Raw genomic sequence first — 14,169 nt, 5'->3', positions numbered from 1 at the left:
CGAGGCTGACCGCCCATGGCTTTGCTCGAAGTCGAGAACCTCCAGACCCATTTCCGTACCCCGGGCGGCATCAATCGCGCGGTGGACGGGGTGTCCTTCCATGTCAACGAGGGCGAGACGCTCGCCATCGTCGGCGAGTCCGGCTGCGGCAAGTCGGTGACCTCGATGTCCTTGATGCGGCTGATCCCGGAGCCGCCGGGCAGGATTGCCGGCACCATCCGCTTTGCGGGCAGGGACCTGCTCCAGCTGTCCGATCGCGAGATGCGTGCCATCCGCGGCAACGACATCTCGATGATCTTTCAGGAGCCGATGACGAGCCTCAATCCGGTCCTGACCGTCGGCCGTCAGATCCGGGAGACCCTGATGATCCATCAGGGCCTCGACAAGCAGGCAGCGGAGGCGCATGCGATCGAGATGCTGACACTGGTCGGCATTCCCGAGCCGAAGCGCCGCGTGCGGGAATATCCGCACCAGCTTTCCGGCGGCATGCGCCAGCGCGTGATGATCGCGGTTGCGCTGGCCTGCAACCCGAAGCTCCTGATTGCGGACGAGCCGACAACTGCGCTCGACGTGACGATCCAGGCCCAGATCCTGAAGCTGATGCTGGACCTGAAGCGCCGGGTTGGCGCGGCCATCATCCTGATCACCCACGATCTCGGCGTCGTCGCGGAAATCGCCGAACGGGTCATGGTGATGTATGCCGGCCGCAAGGTCGAGGAGGCGCCCGTCGCGGAACTGTTCCGTTCGCCGCGACATCCCTACACACAAGGTTTGCTTGGCGCGGTACCGCGGCTCGGCTCGTCATTGGTGGGCACCGCGAGGCGGCTTGCCGAAATTCCAGGACAGGTGCCTGATCTCCGCAAGCCCATTGTTGGCTGTGTCTTTGCGGGCCGCTGTGCGCTTGCGACCGATCTCTGCCGGCAATATGCGCCGGGACTTGAAGAGAAGGGCCCTCGCCATATTGCCGCATGCCACTACGCGGCCAAGGGAGCCGTTGCGGCATGAGTCCTCCGCTACTCCAGGTCAACGACCTCAAGAAGCATTTTCCGGTCAAGACCGGCCTGTTCAGCCGGAAGTCCGAGTTCGTCTACGCGGTGGACGGCGTGTCCCTCGAGATCGCCCGCGGCGAGACGCTGTCGCTGGTCGGCGAGTCCGGCTGCGGCAAATCGACGGTCGGCCGTGCCATCCTGAGGCTTTTCGACATCACCTCGGGCCAGGTCATCCTGGACGGCAAGCGTATCGACGATGCCGCACCAGGCACGATGCGCCAGATGCGCCGCCGCGTGCAGGTGGTGTTCCAGGATCCGTTCTCGAGCCTCAATCCGCGCATGCGCGTGCGCGACATTCTGGCTGAGCCGATCCGCAATTTCGGTCTCGCCAAGTCCGCCGAAGACCTCGAGGTGCGGGTCACCGCGCTCATGGACACCGTGCGCCTGCCGCGCGAGGCGCTGAACCGCCGGCCGCACGAGTTCTCCGGCGGCCAGCGCCAGCGCATCGGCATCGCGCGGGCGCTCGCGGCCGAGCCCGAATTGATCGTCTGCGACGAGGCCGTCTCCGCCCTCGACGTCTCGGTCAAGGCGCAGATCGTCAATCTGCTGCAGGATCTGCAAAGCGAGTTCGGGTTGGCGCTATTGTTTATCAGCCACGATCTTGCCATCGTCGAGCACATGACCCACCGCGTTGCGGTGATGTATCTCGGCAAGATCGTGGAAGTGGCACCGCGCCGCGACATATTCGCCGCGCCAAGACATCCCTACACCAAGGCGCTGCTTTCGGCGGTGCCGCTGCCCGAGCCCGGGGCCCAGCGCAATCCCATCATTCTCAAGGGCGATGTGCCGAGCCCGATCAATCCGCCCAGCGGATGCCGCTTCCACACCCGCTGCCCGTTCGTCTTCGACCGCTGCCGGACCGAGGAGCCGACGCTGCGCGTGGCGGGAGCCGAGCAGTGGGTGGCGTGTCATCTGGAAGAGGGCGCGCCGACGGCGGCGTAGCAATTGTTGCAGCGCCTGTGGCAGGTCTGCAGGACGTGAAACGACAATTGCGGAATGATTGCATCATGCTCCTGTTTTGCCCGACGTGTCAAAACTGACCGCCGATCCGGGGCCGCATTGGCCTCGGATGTGAGGCCGCTCGGCGTGATGGCAATTCGCGAGCAGAAACAACCCCGTTCTACTGTGCATGGGGTTGTTTTCGCATTTTGACGTGGCCGGCCTCAGCCCTGGCGGCGCAGGAAGCCCGTGATCGTCACCTTTTCCCAGATCCCCGCCGAGGCAAAGGGATCGGCGCTGTTGAAGGCTTCGACCTCCTTGCGGCCGGGTGCCTCGATCAGGAACAGGCTGCCGATCATCGTCTGGCCATCGTCGGAGACGAGCGGTCCTGACATCACGATCTGGACGCCGAAGCGCGAGGTGTCGCTCAGGAACGTCTTGTGGGCGTCGTAATTGGCAAGCCGTGTCGGCAGCGCCCCGGCGCGGTCGAGGGCGTGAATGGCGAACAGCATGGTGTCTCCGTGTCTTGATTCAGTCTTGGGACGGCCGCAGCAGCGGCCGTCCGGGTTCGTGGTGACCGGTCAGTCTACTTCGCGCTGAGCTTGCCGGCATCCTCGAAGGTCGGGCAGGTCCGCTGTTCCAGCGGCACGTCGAAGGGCTTGTAATTGTCCTTGGTGATGACGGTCGGCTTCAGCACGATCTCGGCGATGACAGGCTGGCTGCGCAAGGCGCGGATCGCCATCATGGTGCCGAGGCAACCTTGCGCGAAACCGTTGTAGTCGCCGCTCGCCAGCAGCTTGCCCGCCTTGATCGCGTCGATCGCCTCCTTGGTGCCGTTGATGCCGATCACCTGCGCTTTCCGGTTGGCACCATCGAGCGCCTCGATCGCGCCGACCGCCATGGCGTCGTTGGCGGCGAGCACGCCGTCGATCTGCGGGTTCGACTGCATCAGGTTCTCCATCACCTGGAGCGCCTGGAGCCGTTGATAGTTCCCGGGCTGCGAGGCCAGGAGCTTGGCGCCCGGAGCCTCCTTCAATGCGTCATTGAAGCCGCGGACGCGGTCGACATTGGTCAGTGAACCCTTGACGCCTTCGATGATGACGATGTTGCCCTTGCCGCCGAGGGTCTTGAGCAGGAAGCGCGCGGTCTCGAGCCCGAGGCTGTAATCGTCGGCGCCGATGAAGGAGAGGAACTTGCCGCCGGCGGAGCGGTCGGTGATGTTGACGACCGGGATCTTGGCCTCGTTGATCTTCTCCACGCCCGGCACCATCGCCTTGTAGTCGACCGGCGTGAAGACGATCGCGCTCGGCTTCTTCACCACGACGTCCTCGATCTGGCTGAGCTGCTCCGGGATCGAGTCCGGCTTGGTCGGGATGTATTGCAGCGTCTTCGCGTTCATCGTCTTCGCCATGTTGTCGGCGCCGACCCGCACCGTCTGGAAGAACGGGTTGGTCTGGTTCTTGGTGAAGACGGCGATGGTCTCGCCGTCGGCACGCGCTCCTGTTGTGAACGCAGTCGCCATCAGCAACGGCAGCGCCAGATGTCCCAGTTTCGTTTTCATGTTGCCTCCATCCCTCATTTTGCTTGTTGGACTTCCAAGTGCTCATTGCGCGCGGCGGCGGGTCTTCATGTCGAGCCAGACCGCGAGAATGACGATGACGCCTGTGACGAGCGGCTGCCAGTTGGCGCTGACCGCGAGCAGGTTCATGCCGTTCAGAACCAGGGTGAGGATCAGCGCGCCGATGAAGGTGCCGAACACGGTGCCGACACCGCCGAACAGCGAGGTGCCGCCGATCAGCACGGCCGCGATCGCGGGCAGCGTCAGGCTTTCGCCAATGTCGGCCTCCGCCGAATTGAGCCGGGACAGGAAGATGATCGAGGCTAATCCCGCCATGGTGCCGGAGACCGCGTAGACCAGCAGCAGGCGGCGCGCGACCGGAATGCCCGACAGGCGCGCCGCGACCGGATTGGCGCCGATCGCATAGATCTCCTGGCCCCAGACCGTGCGCTGCGCGAAGAACGTTCCGATGCCGAGGAAGACCAGCAGCAGATAGACCGGGATCGGCAGGCCGAACAGATAGCCGCTGCCGATCTGGCGGAAGCCGGCGGGGAAACCGTGCAGCGTCTCGCCGGCCATGTACCAATAGGTGAGGCCGTTCAGCACCCAGAGCATGCCGTAGGTCGCGATGAAGGAGGGGATGCGCAGCGCGGTGACCATGATCCCGTTGACCAGGCCGACGATGCCGCCGGAGGCGAGCCCGGTGAGGATGCCGAGCACCGGCGAGCCCGTCGTATGGATCACGGTCCCGGCGAGGCAGGCCGACAGCGCGACATTGGCGCCAACGGAGAGATCGAGGCCCGCCGTCAGAACGACCAGCGTGAGGCCGGAGGCGATGAAGAAGGTGAGGCTCGCCTGCCTGAGCACATTGAGGATGTTGCCGAGGCTCAGGAAGGAGTCGCTCAGCACGGCGAGCACCGCGCAGATCAGGAGCGCCGCGAGCAGGCGATAGAACAGCTGGATCGCGTCCTGTGACAGGAAGGAGCGGGGCGGCGCGATGGCGCCCTTAGTGATGTCGGTCATGCGCGGCTCCTGAGGCCATCGAGGAACAGGGCGAGGATGACGAGAACGCCGACGCTTGCGACCTGCACCGAGGACGGCAGCGAGATCAGGTTCAGCCCGTTGCGCAGCACGCCGACGGAGAGCACGCCGAGCAGCGTGCCGAGCAGCCAGCCATTGCCGCGCTCGAACGAGGTGCCGCCGACGGCGACGGCCGCGATGGCATCGAATTCGAGCCCGAGGCCGGCGGTGGGGTGGCCGGAATTCATCCGCGCGGTCATCAACAGGCCGGCAATGCCTGCCATGGCGCCGCCGATTGCATAGACCGCGATCAGGAGGCGGTTCGGCGAAAGACCCGCATAGCGCAGCGCCTCGCGATTGCCGCCGAGCGCGAAGATGTAGGTGCCGAAGCGGGTGTGATAGAGCAGGGCGTGGAAGGCGGCGTAGGTCACCAGCGCCATCACTATCGGAACGGGGATGCCCAGAAAGGTCGCCGAGTAGATATCGCGCACGCTGTGGGGAATGCCGACCACGCTCTGGCCGTCGCTGACGATCAGCGACAGGCCCTGCGCCATTCCGAGCGTGCCGAGCGTTGCCACGAAGGGCGGGATGCCCACGATCGCAACCAGCCAGCCGTTGGCAACGCCGAAGACCGTGCCGACAAGCAGGCCGGCGCCAAGGCCCAGCAGCATCGATTTCGTTGCAAGCGATACGATCGCGACGCAGAGCGAGGTCAGCGTCAGCACCGCGCCCATCGACAGGTCGAGGCCTTCAGTCATGATGATCAAGGTCATCGGCAGTGCGAGCATGGTCAGGATGGTCGACTGCACCAGCACGTTGGAGAGGTTGGCGACCGACAGGAAGCCGGGCGCGATCACGCTGAACAGGGCGATCAGAAGCGCCAGCACCATGGCAACGCCGGGAATGCGTTGCAGCGGATTGGGCTGAGCGACGACAGCGGCCTCACGCATGATGCATCCCCAATCGCACGATGTTCTCCTCGGTCAGTTCGTTGCGTGTCAGATGCCCGGCGATGCGCCCCTCGCGCATCACATAGGCGCGGTCGCAGACATGGCAGATCTCGACCTGCTCGGACGAGATCATCAGGGCCGCCGCGCCTTCCGCAACGAGGCGGTCGATCAGCGCGAAGATCTCGGACTTCGCGCCGATGTCGATGCCTCGCGTCGGCTCGTCGAAGATGAACAGCTTCGAGCCGGCCGCCAGCCATTTGCCGATCACGACCTTCTGCTGGTTGCCGCCCGAGAGCAGGCCGACGGTCTGGCGAGCGCTCGGGGTTGCGATGCGCAACTGGCGGATCAGGCCGTCGGCGGTACGCTGCGCGCTACGTTGATCGAACAGGCCGCTCGGAAACAGCTTCTTGAGCGCGGACACCACGAGGTTGTCGCTGACCGAGCGCAGCAGCGCGAGGCCTTCGCTCTTGCGGCTCTCCGGGATCAGGGCGATGCCGCGGCGGGCGGCGAGGTCGGGCTCGCCGGAAATGACCTTGCCGTCGAAGATGATCTCGCCCGACGTCACGGGATCGGCGCCGAAGATGGCGCGGGCGACCTCGCTGCGGCCGGAGCCGACCAGGCCGCATAGCCCGACGATCTCGCCCCGGCGCACCTCGATGTTGATGTCGGAAATGCCGGTCGAAGCGCTGAGGCCCTTGACTTCCAGCAGCACCTCACCCGGCTTGTCGGCGAAATTGCGCGGATAGGTCATGTCGACGTTGCGGCCGACCATCATGCGCACCAACTGCTCAGGCGTCACGTCGGCAGGTTTGACGCCGTCGATGCGGCGGCCGTCGCGCAGGACAGTAATGCGATCGCCGAGCGCGAACACCTCGGCCATGCGATGCGAGATGTAGACGATCGACACGCCGTCGGCCTTGAGCCGCCCGATCAAGGCGAACAAGAGCTCGGTCTCGCGGTCGGACAGCGCCGCCGTGGGTTCGTCCATCACGAGGATACGTGCGTTCTGGCTGATCGCCTTCGCGATCTCGACCATCTGTTGCTGCGCCACGCCGAGCTTGTCGACGGTGGTGGAGGGATCGATGTCGAAGCCGATGGTGTCGAGTACGCGTTTGGCGTCGGCCAGTATCTTGCGTCGATCGATGGTGCCGGGAATACGGCCCTTCGGCTCACGCCCGAGGAAAATGTTCTGGGCGATGTCGAGATGGGGGACCAGCGAGAATTCCTGGAAAATTACGGCAATGCCGAGTTTCTGCGCATCGGCAGCGGACTCGATCGCGACCGTCTCGCCCTTGTAGTAGAACTCGCCTGCGTCGGCGCGGTAGGCGCCGCACAGCACCTTCATCAGGCTCGACTTGCCGGCGCCGTTCTCGCCGAGCAGCATGTGCACTTCGCCAGGGTAGACGGCAAAGGACACGTCGTCGAGCGCCTTGACGCCGGGAAATTCCTTGCTGATGCCGCGCAGCTCCAGCAGCGGCGTGGGTGAGGTGACTTCGATCCGGAGCGCGTCGCTCATGACTTTTCACTCATGCCTTGGCTCCGCCTGCAAAGATCTTTCCGGGGTTCATCAGACCATTCGGATCGAGCGCGGTCTTGATCGACCGCATCACGTCGACAGCCTCGCCGAGCTCGTCGACGAGATAACCGATTTTGCCGAGACCGATGCCATGTTCGCCGGTGCAGGTGCCGTCCATGGCGATGGCGCGGGCGACCATCCGGGCCTGCAGCGACTTTGCGCCTTCGACCTCCTCCGGCTTGGCCGGATCGATCAGGATCAGCATGTGGAAATTGCCGTCGCCGACATGGCCGACGATCGGCGCGGTAAAGCCGTGCGCGTCCGCATCGCGCCGCGTCTCGGTCAGGCATTCCGCGAGGCGCGAGATCGGCACGCAGACATCGGTGATCACCGCGCGTGCGCCGGGGCGCAGGCCGAGGCCGGCATAAAGTGTGTTGTCGCGGGCGTGCCAGAGCCGGCTGCGGTCTTCCGGCGCCTTGGCCCAGGCGAAGCCGTGGCCGCCATGGTCGGCGGCGATCGCCTGCGCGGCCTCGGCCTGCTCGGCGACAGAACTCTCGGAGCCGTGGAATTCGAAGAACAGGGTGGGGCTCTCGCGATAGCCGAGCTTGGCGTAGGCGTTGATGCCGCGCATCATGACGTCGTCGAGCAGCTCGATGCGCGCCACCGGGATCGCGGACTGGATCACCGAGATCGCGGTGTCCACGGCGTCGTGCAGGGTGTCGAAACTGCAGACCGCCGCCGAGATCGCATGCGGCACGGGATGGACTTTCAAGGTGATCTCGGTGATGACGCCCAGCGTGCCCTCCGCGCCGACGAACATGCGCGTCAGGTCATAGCCGGCCGCCGACTTGCGCGCTCGCTTCGCGGTGCGGATCACGCGCCCGTCGGCAAGCACCACCTCCAGTGCCATGACGTTGTCCTTCATGGTGCCGTAGCGCACCGCCATGGTGCCGGAGGCGCGCGTCGACGTCATGCCGCCGATCGAGGCGTCGGCGCCAGGGTCGATCGGAAAGAACAGGCCTGTATTGCGCAGTTCCGCGTTGAGCCGCTTGCGCGTGATGCCCGGCTGCACCACGACGTCCATGTCGCTGTCGTGGACCGCCAGCACCTTGTTCATCCGTGCGAAGTCGAAGCAGACGCCGCCGGCGACCGCGGCCGCATTGCCTTCGAGCGAGGTACCAGCACCGAACGGAACGATCGGCATGCCCGCACCGGCGCAGAGCTTGACGATCTCGGCGACCTCCTGCGTGGTTTCAGGAAAGACGACGATGTCGGGCGGCAGGCTCCGATAATGCGATTCGCTCTGGCCATGTTGATCGAGCACGCCGCGCGCGACGCTCGCGCGCCAGCCGATCATGCCGGTGAGGCGCTCGGCCAATATGCCCGTGCTGACCCGCGGTCCCATCCTCAGCTCCCGTCTGCTCCCTGTTGGCGGACTCTTGTTGGTCCGTCGTTCAGCTTAAGCGGCTCTCGCGTTGCTCGCGAGCGTCTTCAGGCCGAAATCGTAGTTGAGATGAAAATACTCGCGCTCCACCATGCGACCATCCGGCGCACGACCGGCGGGATGGCGAACGAATTCACGGATCAGGCTGTCCTTGACGCCGAACACCACGTCGCTGTCGAGATACTGGTCGCCCGCAACGAACACGTGTGTCACGAGCTGCTCGAAACCAGGCGCCGAGATCATGAAGTGCACATGGGCTGGACGCCAGGGATGGCGGCCCTGTCCCTCCAGCATCTCGCCGACCGGGCCATCATGCGGAATAGGATAGGCCGCCGGCTTGATCGACCAGAAATGGAAGCGGCCGTTGGCGTCGGTGTGGAAGCGGGCGCGCATCGCGAGATCGCCGATCTTGTCGAGTTGCTGCACGTCGTAATAGCCGTCATCGTCGGAGTGCCAGACGTCGACCACGGCGCCCGCGAGCGGCTTGCCGTCCACGGTCGAGACCGAGCCGGTGACGAGCATTGGATCGCCTTCCATCGGGCCGGAGATATCGGCGCCGCTATCCTTTTCCGGGGCTGCCTGAACGAAGAACGGGCCAAGCACCGTGGTCTCGGTCGCGCCCTCCGGCACTGGGTGGTTGATGGCATCGACCAGCATCGAGACGCCGAGCGTATCCGACAGCAGGATGAACTCCTGGCGCTTGTCGTTACACATGTGTCCAGTGCGGGTCAGGAAGTCGATGCCGAATTCCCACTCCTTCTGGGTTGGCCGCACCTCGCGAACGAAAGCGTGAAGGTGACGCACCAGCGCTTCGCTCACCTGCTTGACGCGGGGGTCGGTTGCCCCGGCGATCCGCTCCAGCACTGCGTCCGTGATCGTGTTCTCGTTGAAGTTGCGCATAAGTGTCTCCGTGGATCACAGCTTCGGTTCGTCGAGGCCGGACAGCCGCTCGAGATGCTTGACGGTCGCAATGAAGTCGGTCTCGCCATCGCCCTGCGCGACAAGCGCGCCATAGGTCTCGCGCACCTGCGCGGCCAGCTGAAGTGGCACGCCGACGGCGTGCCCGGCGCCGAGGATGAGGTCGAGATCCTTGGCCATCTGCCTGCAGGAGAAGGTGGACTCGAAATCACGGGTCCGCAGCGGCGCGGTCTTGTACTTCATCATCGGCGAAGCCACGGCGCTGTCGTCGAGAACCTTCAGGATGTCCTGCCAGGCAATGCCGCCCTTGCGCGCCAGCGCCAGGCTCTCCGCCATCATCGCGGCGGATACGGCGATCATCAGATTGACCGAGAGCTTCGCGTAGCGCGCTTCCTCGGCCGGGCCGAGATAGGTCTGGGCCCGGGTGAAGGCGGCGAACAGCGGCTTTGCGCCCTCGAACGCCTCTTTCGGCCCTGATACGAAGCAAGTCAGCGCGCCCGTATGCACGATGCTGGCATTGCCGGACACGGGGGAGCGAAGATAGGCAATGCCGCGGCTTTGCGCGGCAGCTGCGATCTCGGCGGAGGCTTCGACACTCACCGTGCTGGTCTCGATGAGAACAGCACCGGGCGTCATCGCGGCGATGAGGCCGGTGGGGCCGAGCAGCGCCCCACGCAGGGCAGCGTCATCTGGCAAGGACGTCACGACAGCCGCCTTGCCGCGCACGGCCTCCGCCGGCGATGCGGCGACCGCGATGCCTTGCGCGCGTGCCTCGTTGATCCGCACCGCGCTCTGGTCGAACGCAGTGACGGCAAAACCGGCCTTGGCGACGAGGACCGACATGGGCAGGCCCATCTTGCCGATTCCGATGAAGGCAACGTTCCCCAAAGCGTCGGTCATTGTTGTTGTCCATTTGCGCCGTCAGGCAGCGCGTCCCTGTCGTTTGATGTCTTGCACCAGCCGCTCGCCGGATTGCGCAAGCCGCTGTTTCTTCGACTCCAGCCCGTCAACCAGCAATCGGCCATTTCGCTTCTTCCAGCTGCCGCCGATCATGACGGCCTCGATGTTGGCAAGGCTCGTCTGCATCACGACGGTCGCGACGGGATCATGCACCGGGACGAGGTTGAGATGGGAGGCGTCGATGATGACGAGGTCGGCGAGCTTGCCCGGCGTCAGCGATCCGATCTGGTGCTCGCGGCCGAGCATGCGGGCACCTTCTGTCGTGACCCAGCGCAGTGCCTCGCGGACCGGAATTGTGGTCGTCACCGGTATCGTGCCGCTCGTCTTTCTCGACTCCGCATTGTCGAGTGCGCGCTGCATGGAGAGCGCGACGCGGGCGGCCGAGAGAAGATCGCCGGCCAGCACGGATTCCAGATCAATGCCGATCGTCGGCCGCACGCCGCGTTTCAGGAGGCGTCCGGTGATCGGGAAGCCGTGGCCCTGGATCATCTCGTTCTCAGGTGTCACCGAGAAGGACACGCCGAGATCAACCATCCGGTCCAGGAGTTCATCGGCCAGATCGTTGCCATGGACGATGTTCACGCCCGGACCGACGAACCCGGCCTCGATCAGCTTCTCCCAGCCGCCGGGCGTCTTGGCCGGGCCGCCGCCCTGATGCATCGATGCGATCAGGTTGAGCTCACGCGCAAGGCGGAGATCGTGCATGGCGACGTCGAGGGTCGAATAGTGCGGTCCCAGGATAGCAAGTCCCAGCGTGACGAGACCGTCACGGTCGGCGAGGGCGCCTGCGAGCAGCCGCTCGACCTCGCGGCGTGGATGCGGCACCTCCGAGAAATGCGGCTCGCCTGGCTTCGGTTCGGGCTTGGGCGAGCCGTGGAAGAAGGCTGCGCGGATGCCGCTCTCGAGCAGGCCGCGGACGGCAGCGTCGGTATGATCGGGCGTCGGGTTGTTGTGGCACCAGTCGACCAGTGTGGTGGCGCCATGGTTGATCTGATTCAGCGCCCCGACGAGTGTGGCGATGTAGATGTCGTCGGGCTGGAATACGGTCGCGAGCCCGGCATGCATGCGGCGGAAATATTCCAGCAGCGTCCAGTTCGCGGCAAAGCCGCGCAAGCCTGTCTGCCAGGTGTGCATGTGCGCGTTGATGAGACCGGGGACGACGATGCGGCCGGTCCCATCAAAGATCTCCGCCTCGCCGCTGCCGAGGTCGATGGACGGCAGCACGTCAACGATGCGGTCGCCTTCGACCAGCACGTCGCCGGTGCGGAGGTCGCCGATCGCGTCATCCATGCTGATGACGGTGGCTGATCTGATCAGCGTGCGTCGCATCGCTTCAAGCCGCAGCTTTAATGGCGCCCGGCGGCTCGCCGGCCCAGGCCCGTGCGATCAGGTCGCGGATGGCGTTCCGTTCAAGCGGGCGCGGATTCCAGTACGCATTGGTGACCGCAAGATCGGCAGCCTTATCGATTCCGCTCTCGGGCATGCCGATATCGCGCAACGCGAGCGTGGCACCCAGCCGCCTCGCCAGTTCGAAGAGTCCTTGGGATGCGTCAGTGGCGCCGATTGCGCGCGAGATGCGCGTCATCGTATCGGGCACGGCCGGTGCGTTGTAGGCGAGGGAATGCGGCAGCACGATGGTGTGTGTTTCGGCGTGCGGCAGGTCGAAAGTGCCGCCGAGCGTGTGGCAGAGCTTGTGATGCAGCGCCATGCCGACTGTGCCGAGGCAGACGCCGCACAGCCAGGCGCCGTAGAGTGCTTCGGTGCGTGCCTCGCGATCGTTGCTGTTCGTGGCGATCGCGGGCAGGGCGCGCGCCAGCGCACGGATGCCTTCTTCCGCCATCAGCGACGTCACTGGATTGGTATCGCGTGCGTAGAGCGCCTCGACAGCATGCGCGATCGCATTGATGCCGGATGTGGCGGCGAGGCTCGCCGGCAGCGTCAGGGTGAGATCGACATCGTAGATCACGGTCTCCGGCAGGATCGCCGCATCGCGCACCGTGGTCTTGAGGCCGTTCTCGGTCTGGCCGACGATCGGCGTCATCTCGGAGCCGGCATAGGTGGTGGGAATGCAGAGCTGGTTGACGCCGGTGCGCAGGGCCAGCGCCTTGCCGAGGCCGGTGGTCGAGCCGCCGCCGAGCGCGACGACGCAGTCGGCCGCACAGGCTTTCATCACGGCGAGCGCGCGTTCCGTGACCTCCACCGGCGTGTGCATGGTGGCGCCGGGAAAGATGTCGGCATAGAGCGGGCCGAGAGCCGTGCCCAGGTTCCTGCCTTGATTCTCCTGCTGCGGGGTCGTCAGGATCAGCGCGCGCTTGCCGCCGAGCCGCTCGATTTCGGCCGCGGCTTGCGCAAGCGTTCCGCTGCCGAACACGACGCGGGAGGGCAAGTTTTCAAAGGTGAACGAACCGATCATGCGCCGGTCTCTTCGATGGGATAATCGACCTGGTAGCGCCCGATGCGCAAGTCGCCCAGCGCCTCGCGCACGCGCAGATGTTCCGGGTGGTTGGCGTAGGCGGTAAGGGCGGCTTGGTCCTTGAATTCGGAGAGCAGGACCACGTCGCATGCGTAATCGACCGCGCTGACGTCCATGCCGACCTCGACGTGGGTGAGGCCGTCGATCCGACCCATCAGGCCCTCGAACAGGGTCTTGACCTTGAGCCGTGCGGCGGAGCGCTCCTCTGGGGTCTCCCCGCGCAGCCGCCACATCACGATGTGCCTGATCGGGCCCGACATTTCCCTGTTTCCTCGCCTGCGACGGTGTTTTGTTGGCGCCATTTTGCCTTGCAGAAATCGGAAATAAAGGTCAAACTTTGTAAGTCTCTTTTCCTCATTCCGTAAAAATGGACCGACTGCTCCAGCTCGAGGTCTTCTCCAAAACCGCTGAACTCGGCAGTCTCTCCAAAGCCGCCGAAGCTCTGCGGATGTCGAACGCGGCTGTCAGTCGTCACCTCAGCGCGCTGGAGGAGCGGCTTGCGGTCCGGCTGATCGAACGCAACACCCGCCGGCAATGGCTGACTGAAGCCGGACAGGAGCTACTGCAGCGCTGCAGCACGCTCTTGAACGAATTGGCCGAGGCCGAGGACGCCGTCTCCGACCGCGCGCTGTCACCCAAGGGCATGCTGCGCGTAACGAGCTCGCTCTCCTTCGCGATGATCTATCTGGCGCCGATGCTGCCCGCCTTCCGCGCGCTCTACCCCAATCTCAGCGTGCAGATCATCAGTGCAAACCGCTATCCCGACTTCATCGAAGCCGGCATTGACGTTGCGATCCGCACGCGCGAGCACGAGCCGGATTCCAACATCATCGTCCGCCGCATCGGCCAGATGCATCGTGTGCTTGCGGCAGCTCCCTCTTACCTGGAGAAGCATGGCCGGCCGGAGCATCCTGCTGATCTCGCCCGCCACAACATGCTGATCTACAACCTTGCCAACGATCCGTATTCGCTGCGGCTCAGCCAGGGCAGCACCACGCAGACCATTCGCATCGCGCCGACACTCGACAGCAATGACGGCCAGATCATCTGTGGTGCGGCGCGTGCAGGGCTCGGCATCCTGATCCAGCCGCTCTACATCGTGCAGGGCGACATCGCGGCGGGCCGGCTGGTGCCGGTCCTGATGGGCTGGGAGCTGCCTCTGCTCACCATGAACATCGCCTATCAAAACCGCGTCAGGCTGCCCGCGAAGATCAGGGTCTTCTCGGACTTCCTGGTCAGCCACATCCGCGAGCATTCACCTCCGGGTATCTGGATCGACGCGGCCAAGTGACGGGACACGCGAGAGCTCCGATAGCCGTGAGCCGATGGGCGAGCGAAATGC

Annotated in this window: 14 protein-coding genes; 3 read left to right on the top strand and 11 right to left on the bottom strand. The window is 65.0% G+C overall.

Annotated features, from left to right (window positions below):
- The first annotated feature begins 15 nt into the window (after positions 1 to 15).
- Positions 16 to 1,005, top strand: a complete 990-nt coding sequence (locus K408_RS0116800) for an ABC transporter ATP-binding protein (protein WP_024339976.1) — start codon at positions 16 to 18, stop codon at positions 1,003 to 1,005.
- Positions 1,002 to 1,991 (top strand): ABC transporter ATP-binding protein, encoded by a 990-nt coding sequence (locus tag K408_RS0116795; RefSeq protein ID WP_024339977.1) that lies wholly within the window; start codon positions 1,002 to 1,004, stop codon positions 1,989 to 1,991. The genes K408_RS0116800 and K408_RS0116795 overlap by 4 nt, the downstream gene beginning before the upstream one ends.
- A 221-nt stretch (positions 1,992 to 2,212) precedes the next feature.
- Here the strand turns inward: K408_RS0116795 and K408_RS0116790 are convergent, their stop codons facing one another.
- The 11 genes from K408_RS0116790 to K408_RS0116740 form a co-directional block, all read right to left on the bottom strand.
- Positions 2,213 to 2,500, bottom strand: coding sequence for a YciI family protein (locus K408_RS0116790; RefSeq protein WP_024339978.1), 288 nt, complete (start codon positions 2,498 to 2,500; stop codon positions 2,213 to 2,215).
- 74 nt (positions 2,501 to 2,574) lie between these two features.
- Entirely contained in the window at positions 2,575 to 3,549 is a 975-nt protein-coding gene (locus K408_RS0116785; RefSeq protein ID WP_024339979.1) for a sugar ABC transporter substrate-binding protein, read from the bottom strand.
- A 42-nt stretch (positions 3,550 to 3,591) separates the two neighbouring features.
- Positions 3,592 to 4,569: an ABC transporter permease gene (locus K408_RS0116780; RefSeq protein WP_024339980.1), complete on the bottom strand. Its 978-nt coding sequence runs from the start codon at positions 4,567 to 4,569 to the stop codon at positions 3,592 to 3,594.
- Positions 4,566 to 5,516 (bottom strand): ABC transporter permease, encoded by a 951-nt coding sequence (locus K408_RS0116775; RefSeq protein ID WP_024339981.1) that lies wholly within the window; start codon positions 5,514 to 5,516, stop codon positions 4,566 to 4,568. The genes K408_RS0116780 and K408_RS0116775 overlap by 4 nt, the downstream gene beginning before the upstream one ends.
- Positions 5,509 to 7,032 carry a sugar ABC transporter ATP-binding protein gene (locus K408_RS0116770; RefSeq protein WP_024339982.1) on the bottom strand — a complete coding sequence of 508 codons (1,524 nt, stop codon included), beginning with the start codon at positions 7,030 to 7,032 and terminating at the stop codon, positions 5,509 to 5,511. The genes K408_RS0116775 and K408_RS0116770 overlap by 8 nt, the downstream gene beginning before the upstream one ends.
- 10 nt (positions 7,033 to 7,042) lie before the next feature.
- Positions 7,043 to 8,437 carry an FAD-linked oxidase C-terminal domain-containing protein gene (locus K408_RS0116765; protein WP_024339983.1) on the bottom strand — a complete coding sequence of 465 codons (1,395 nt, stop codon included), beginning with the start codon at positions 8,435 to 8,437 and terminating at the stop codon, positions 7,043 to 7,045.
- A 54-nt stretch (positions 8,438 to 8,491) separates the two neighbouring features.
- Complete coding sequence (locus tag K408_RS0116760; protein WP_024339984.1) at positions 8,492 to 9,376, bottom strand: intradiol ring-cleavage dioxygenase; 885 nt, start codon at positions 9,374 to 9,376, stop codon at positions 8,492 to 8,494.
- Between the two features lie 15 nt (positions 9,377 to 9,391).
- Positions 9,392 to 10,294 carry an NAD(P)-dependent oxidoreductase gene (locus K408_RS0116755; RefSeq protein ID WP_024339985.1) on the bottom strand — a complete coding sequence of 301 codons (903 nt, stop codon included), beginning with the start codon at positions 10,292 to 10,294 and terminating at the stop codon, positions 9,392 to 9,394.
- Positions 10,295 to 10,315: 21 nt separating this feature from the next.
- Positions 10,316 to 11,683, bottom strand: a complete 1,368-nt coding sequence (locus K408_RS0116750; protein ID WP_024339986.1) for an amidohydrolase family protein — start codon at positions 11,681 to 11,683, stop codon at positions 10,316 to 10,318.
- A gap of 4 nt (positions 11,684 to 11,687) precedes the next feature.
- Complete coding sequence (locus K408_RS0116745) at positions 11,688 to 12,767, bottom strand: maleylacetate reductase (RefSeq protein WP_024339987.1); 1,080 nt, start codon at positions 12,765 to 12,767, stop codon at positions 11,688 to 11,690.
- Complete coding sequence (locus K408_RS0116740) at positions 12,764 to 13,087, bottom strand: Dabb family protein (RefSeq protein WP_024339988.1); 324 nt, start codon at positions 13,085 to 13,087, stop codon at positions 12,764 to 12,766. The genes K408_RS0116745 and K408_RS0116740 overlap by 4 nt, the downstream gene beginning before the upstream one ends.
- Positions 13,088 to 13,194: 107 nt before the next feature.
- Between K408_RS0116740 and K408_RS0116735 the strand changes: the two genes are divergently transcribed.
- Entirely contained in the window at positions 13,195 to 14,118 is a 924-nt protein-coding gene (locus K408_RS0116735; RefSeq protein ID WP_024339989.1) for a LysR family transcriptional regulator, read from the top strand.
- Positions 14,119 to 14,169 lie beyond the last annotated feature (51 nt).

The organism is Bradyrhizobium sp. in8p8 (assembly GCF_000426845.1).
GTDB classification, from domain to species: Bacteria; Pseudomonadota; Alphaproteobacteria; order Rhizobiales; family Xanthobacteraceae; genus Bradyrhizobium; species Bradyrhizobium japonicum_C.
This window is presented reverse-complemented; position numbering and strand designations above follow the sequence as displayed.

Excerpts from the sequence above, each read along its gene's own strand:
- K408_RS0116800 (WP_024339976.1), top strand. The coding sequence starts at position 16 with ATGGCTTTGCTCGAAGTCGAGAACCTCCAGACCCATTTCCGTACCCCG.
- K408_RS0116795 (WP_024339977.1), top strand. The coding sequence starts at position 1,002 with ATGAGTCCTCCGCTACTCCAGGTCAACGACCTCAAGAAGCATTTTCCG.
- K408_RS0116790 (WP_024339978.1), bottom strand. The coding sequence starts at position 2,500 with ATGCTGTTCGCCATTCACGCCCTCGACCGCGCCGGGGCGCTGCCGACA.
- K408_RS0116785 (WP_024339979.1), bottom strand. The coding sequence starts at position 3,549 with ATGAAAACGAAACTGGGACATCTGGCGCTGCCGTTGCTGATGGCGACT.
- K408_RS0116780 (WP_024339980.1), bottom strand. The coding sequence starts at position 4,569 with ATGACCGACATCACTAAGGGCGCCATCGCGCCGCCCCGCTCCTTCCTG.
- K408_RS0116775 (WP_024339981.1), bottom strand. The coding sequence starts at position 5,516 with ATGCGTGAGGCCGCTGTCGTCGCTCAGCCCAATCCGCTGCAACGCATT.
- K408_RS0116770 (WP_024339982.1), bottom strand. The coding sequence starts at position 7,032 with ATGAGCGACGCGCTCCGGATCGAAGTCACCTCACCCACGCCGCTGCTG.
- K408_RS0116765 (WP_024339983.1), bottom strand. The coding sequence starts at position 8,437 with ATGGGACCGCGGGTCAGCACGGGCATATTGGCCGAGCGCCTCACCGGC.
- K408_RS0116760 (WP_024339984.1), bottom strand. The coding sequence starts at position 9,376 with ATGCGCAACTTCAACGAGAACACGATCACGGACGCAGTGCTGGAGCGG.
- K408_RS0116755 (WP_024339985.1), bottom strand. The coding sequence starts at position 10,294 with ATGACCGACGCTTTGGGGAACGTTGCCTTCATCGGAATCGGCAAGATG.
- K408_RS0116750 (WP_024339986.1), bottom strand. The coding sequence starts at position 11,683 with ATGCGACGCACGCTGATCAGATCAGCCACCGTCATCAGCATGGATGAC.
- K408_RS0116745 (WP_024339987.1), bottom strand. The coding sequence starts at position 12,767 with ATGATCGGTTCGTTCACCTTTGAAAACTTGCCCTCCCGCGTCGTGTTC.
- K408_RS0116740 (WP_024339988.1), bottom strand. The coding sequence starts at position 13,087 with ATGTCGGGCCCGATCAGGCACATCGTGATGTGGCGGCTGCGCGGGGAG.
- K408_RS0116735 (WP_024339989.1), top strand. The coding sequence starts at position 13,195 with ATGGACCGACTGCTCCAGCTCGAGGTCTTCTCCAAAACCGCTGAACTC.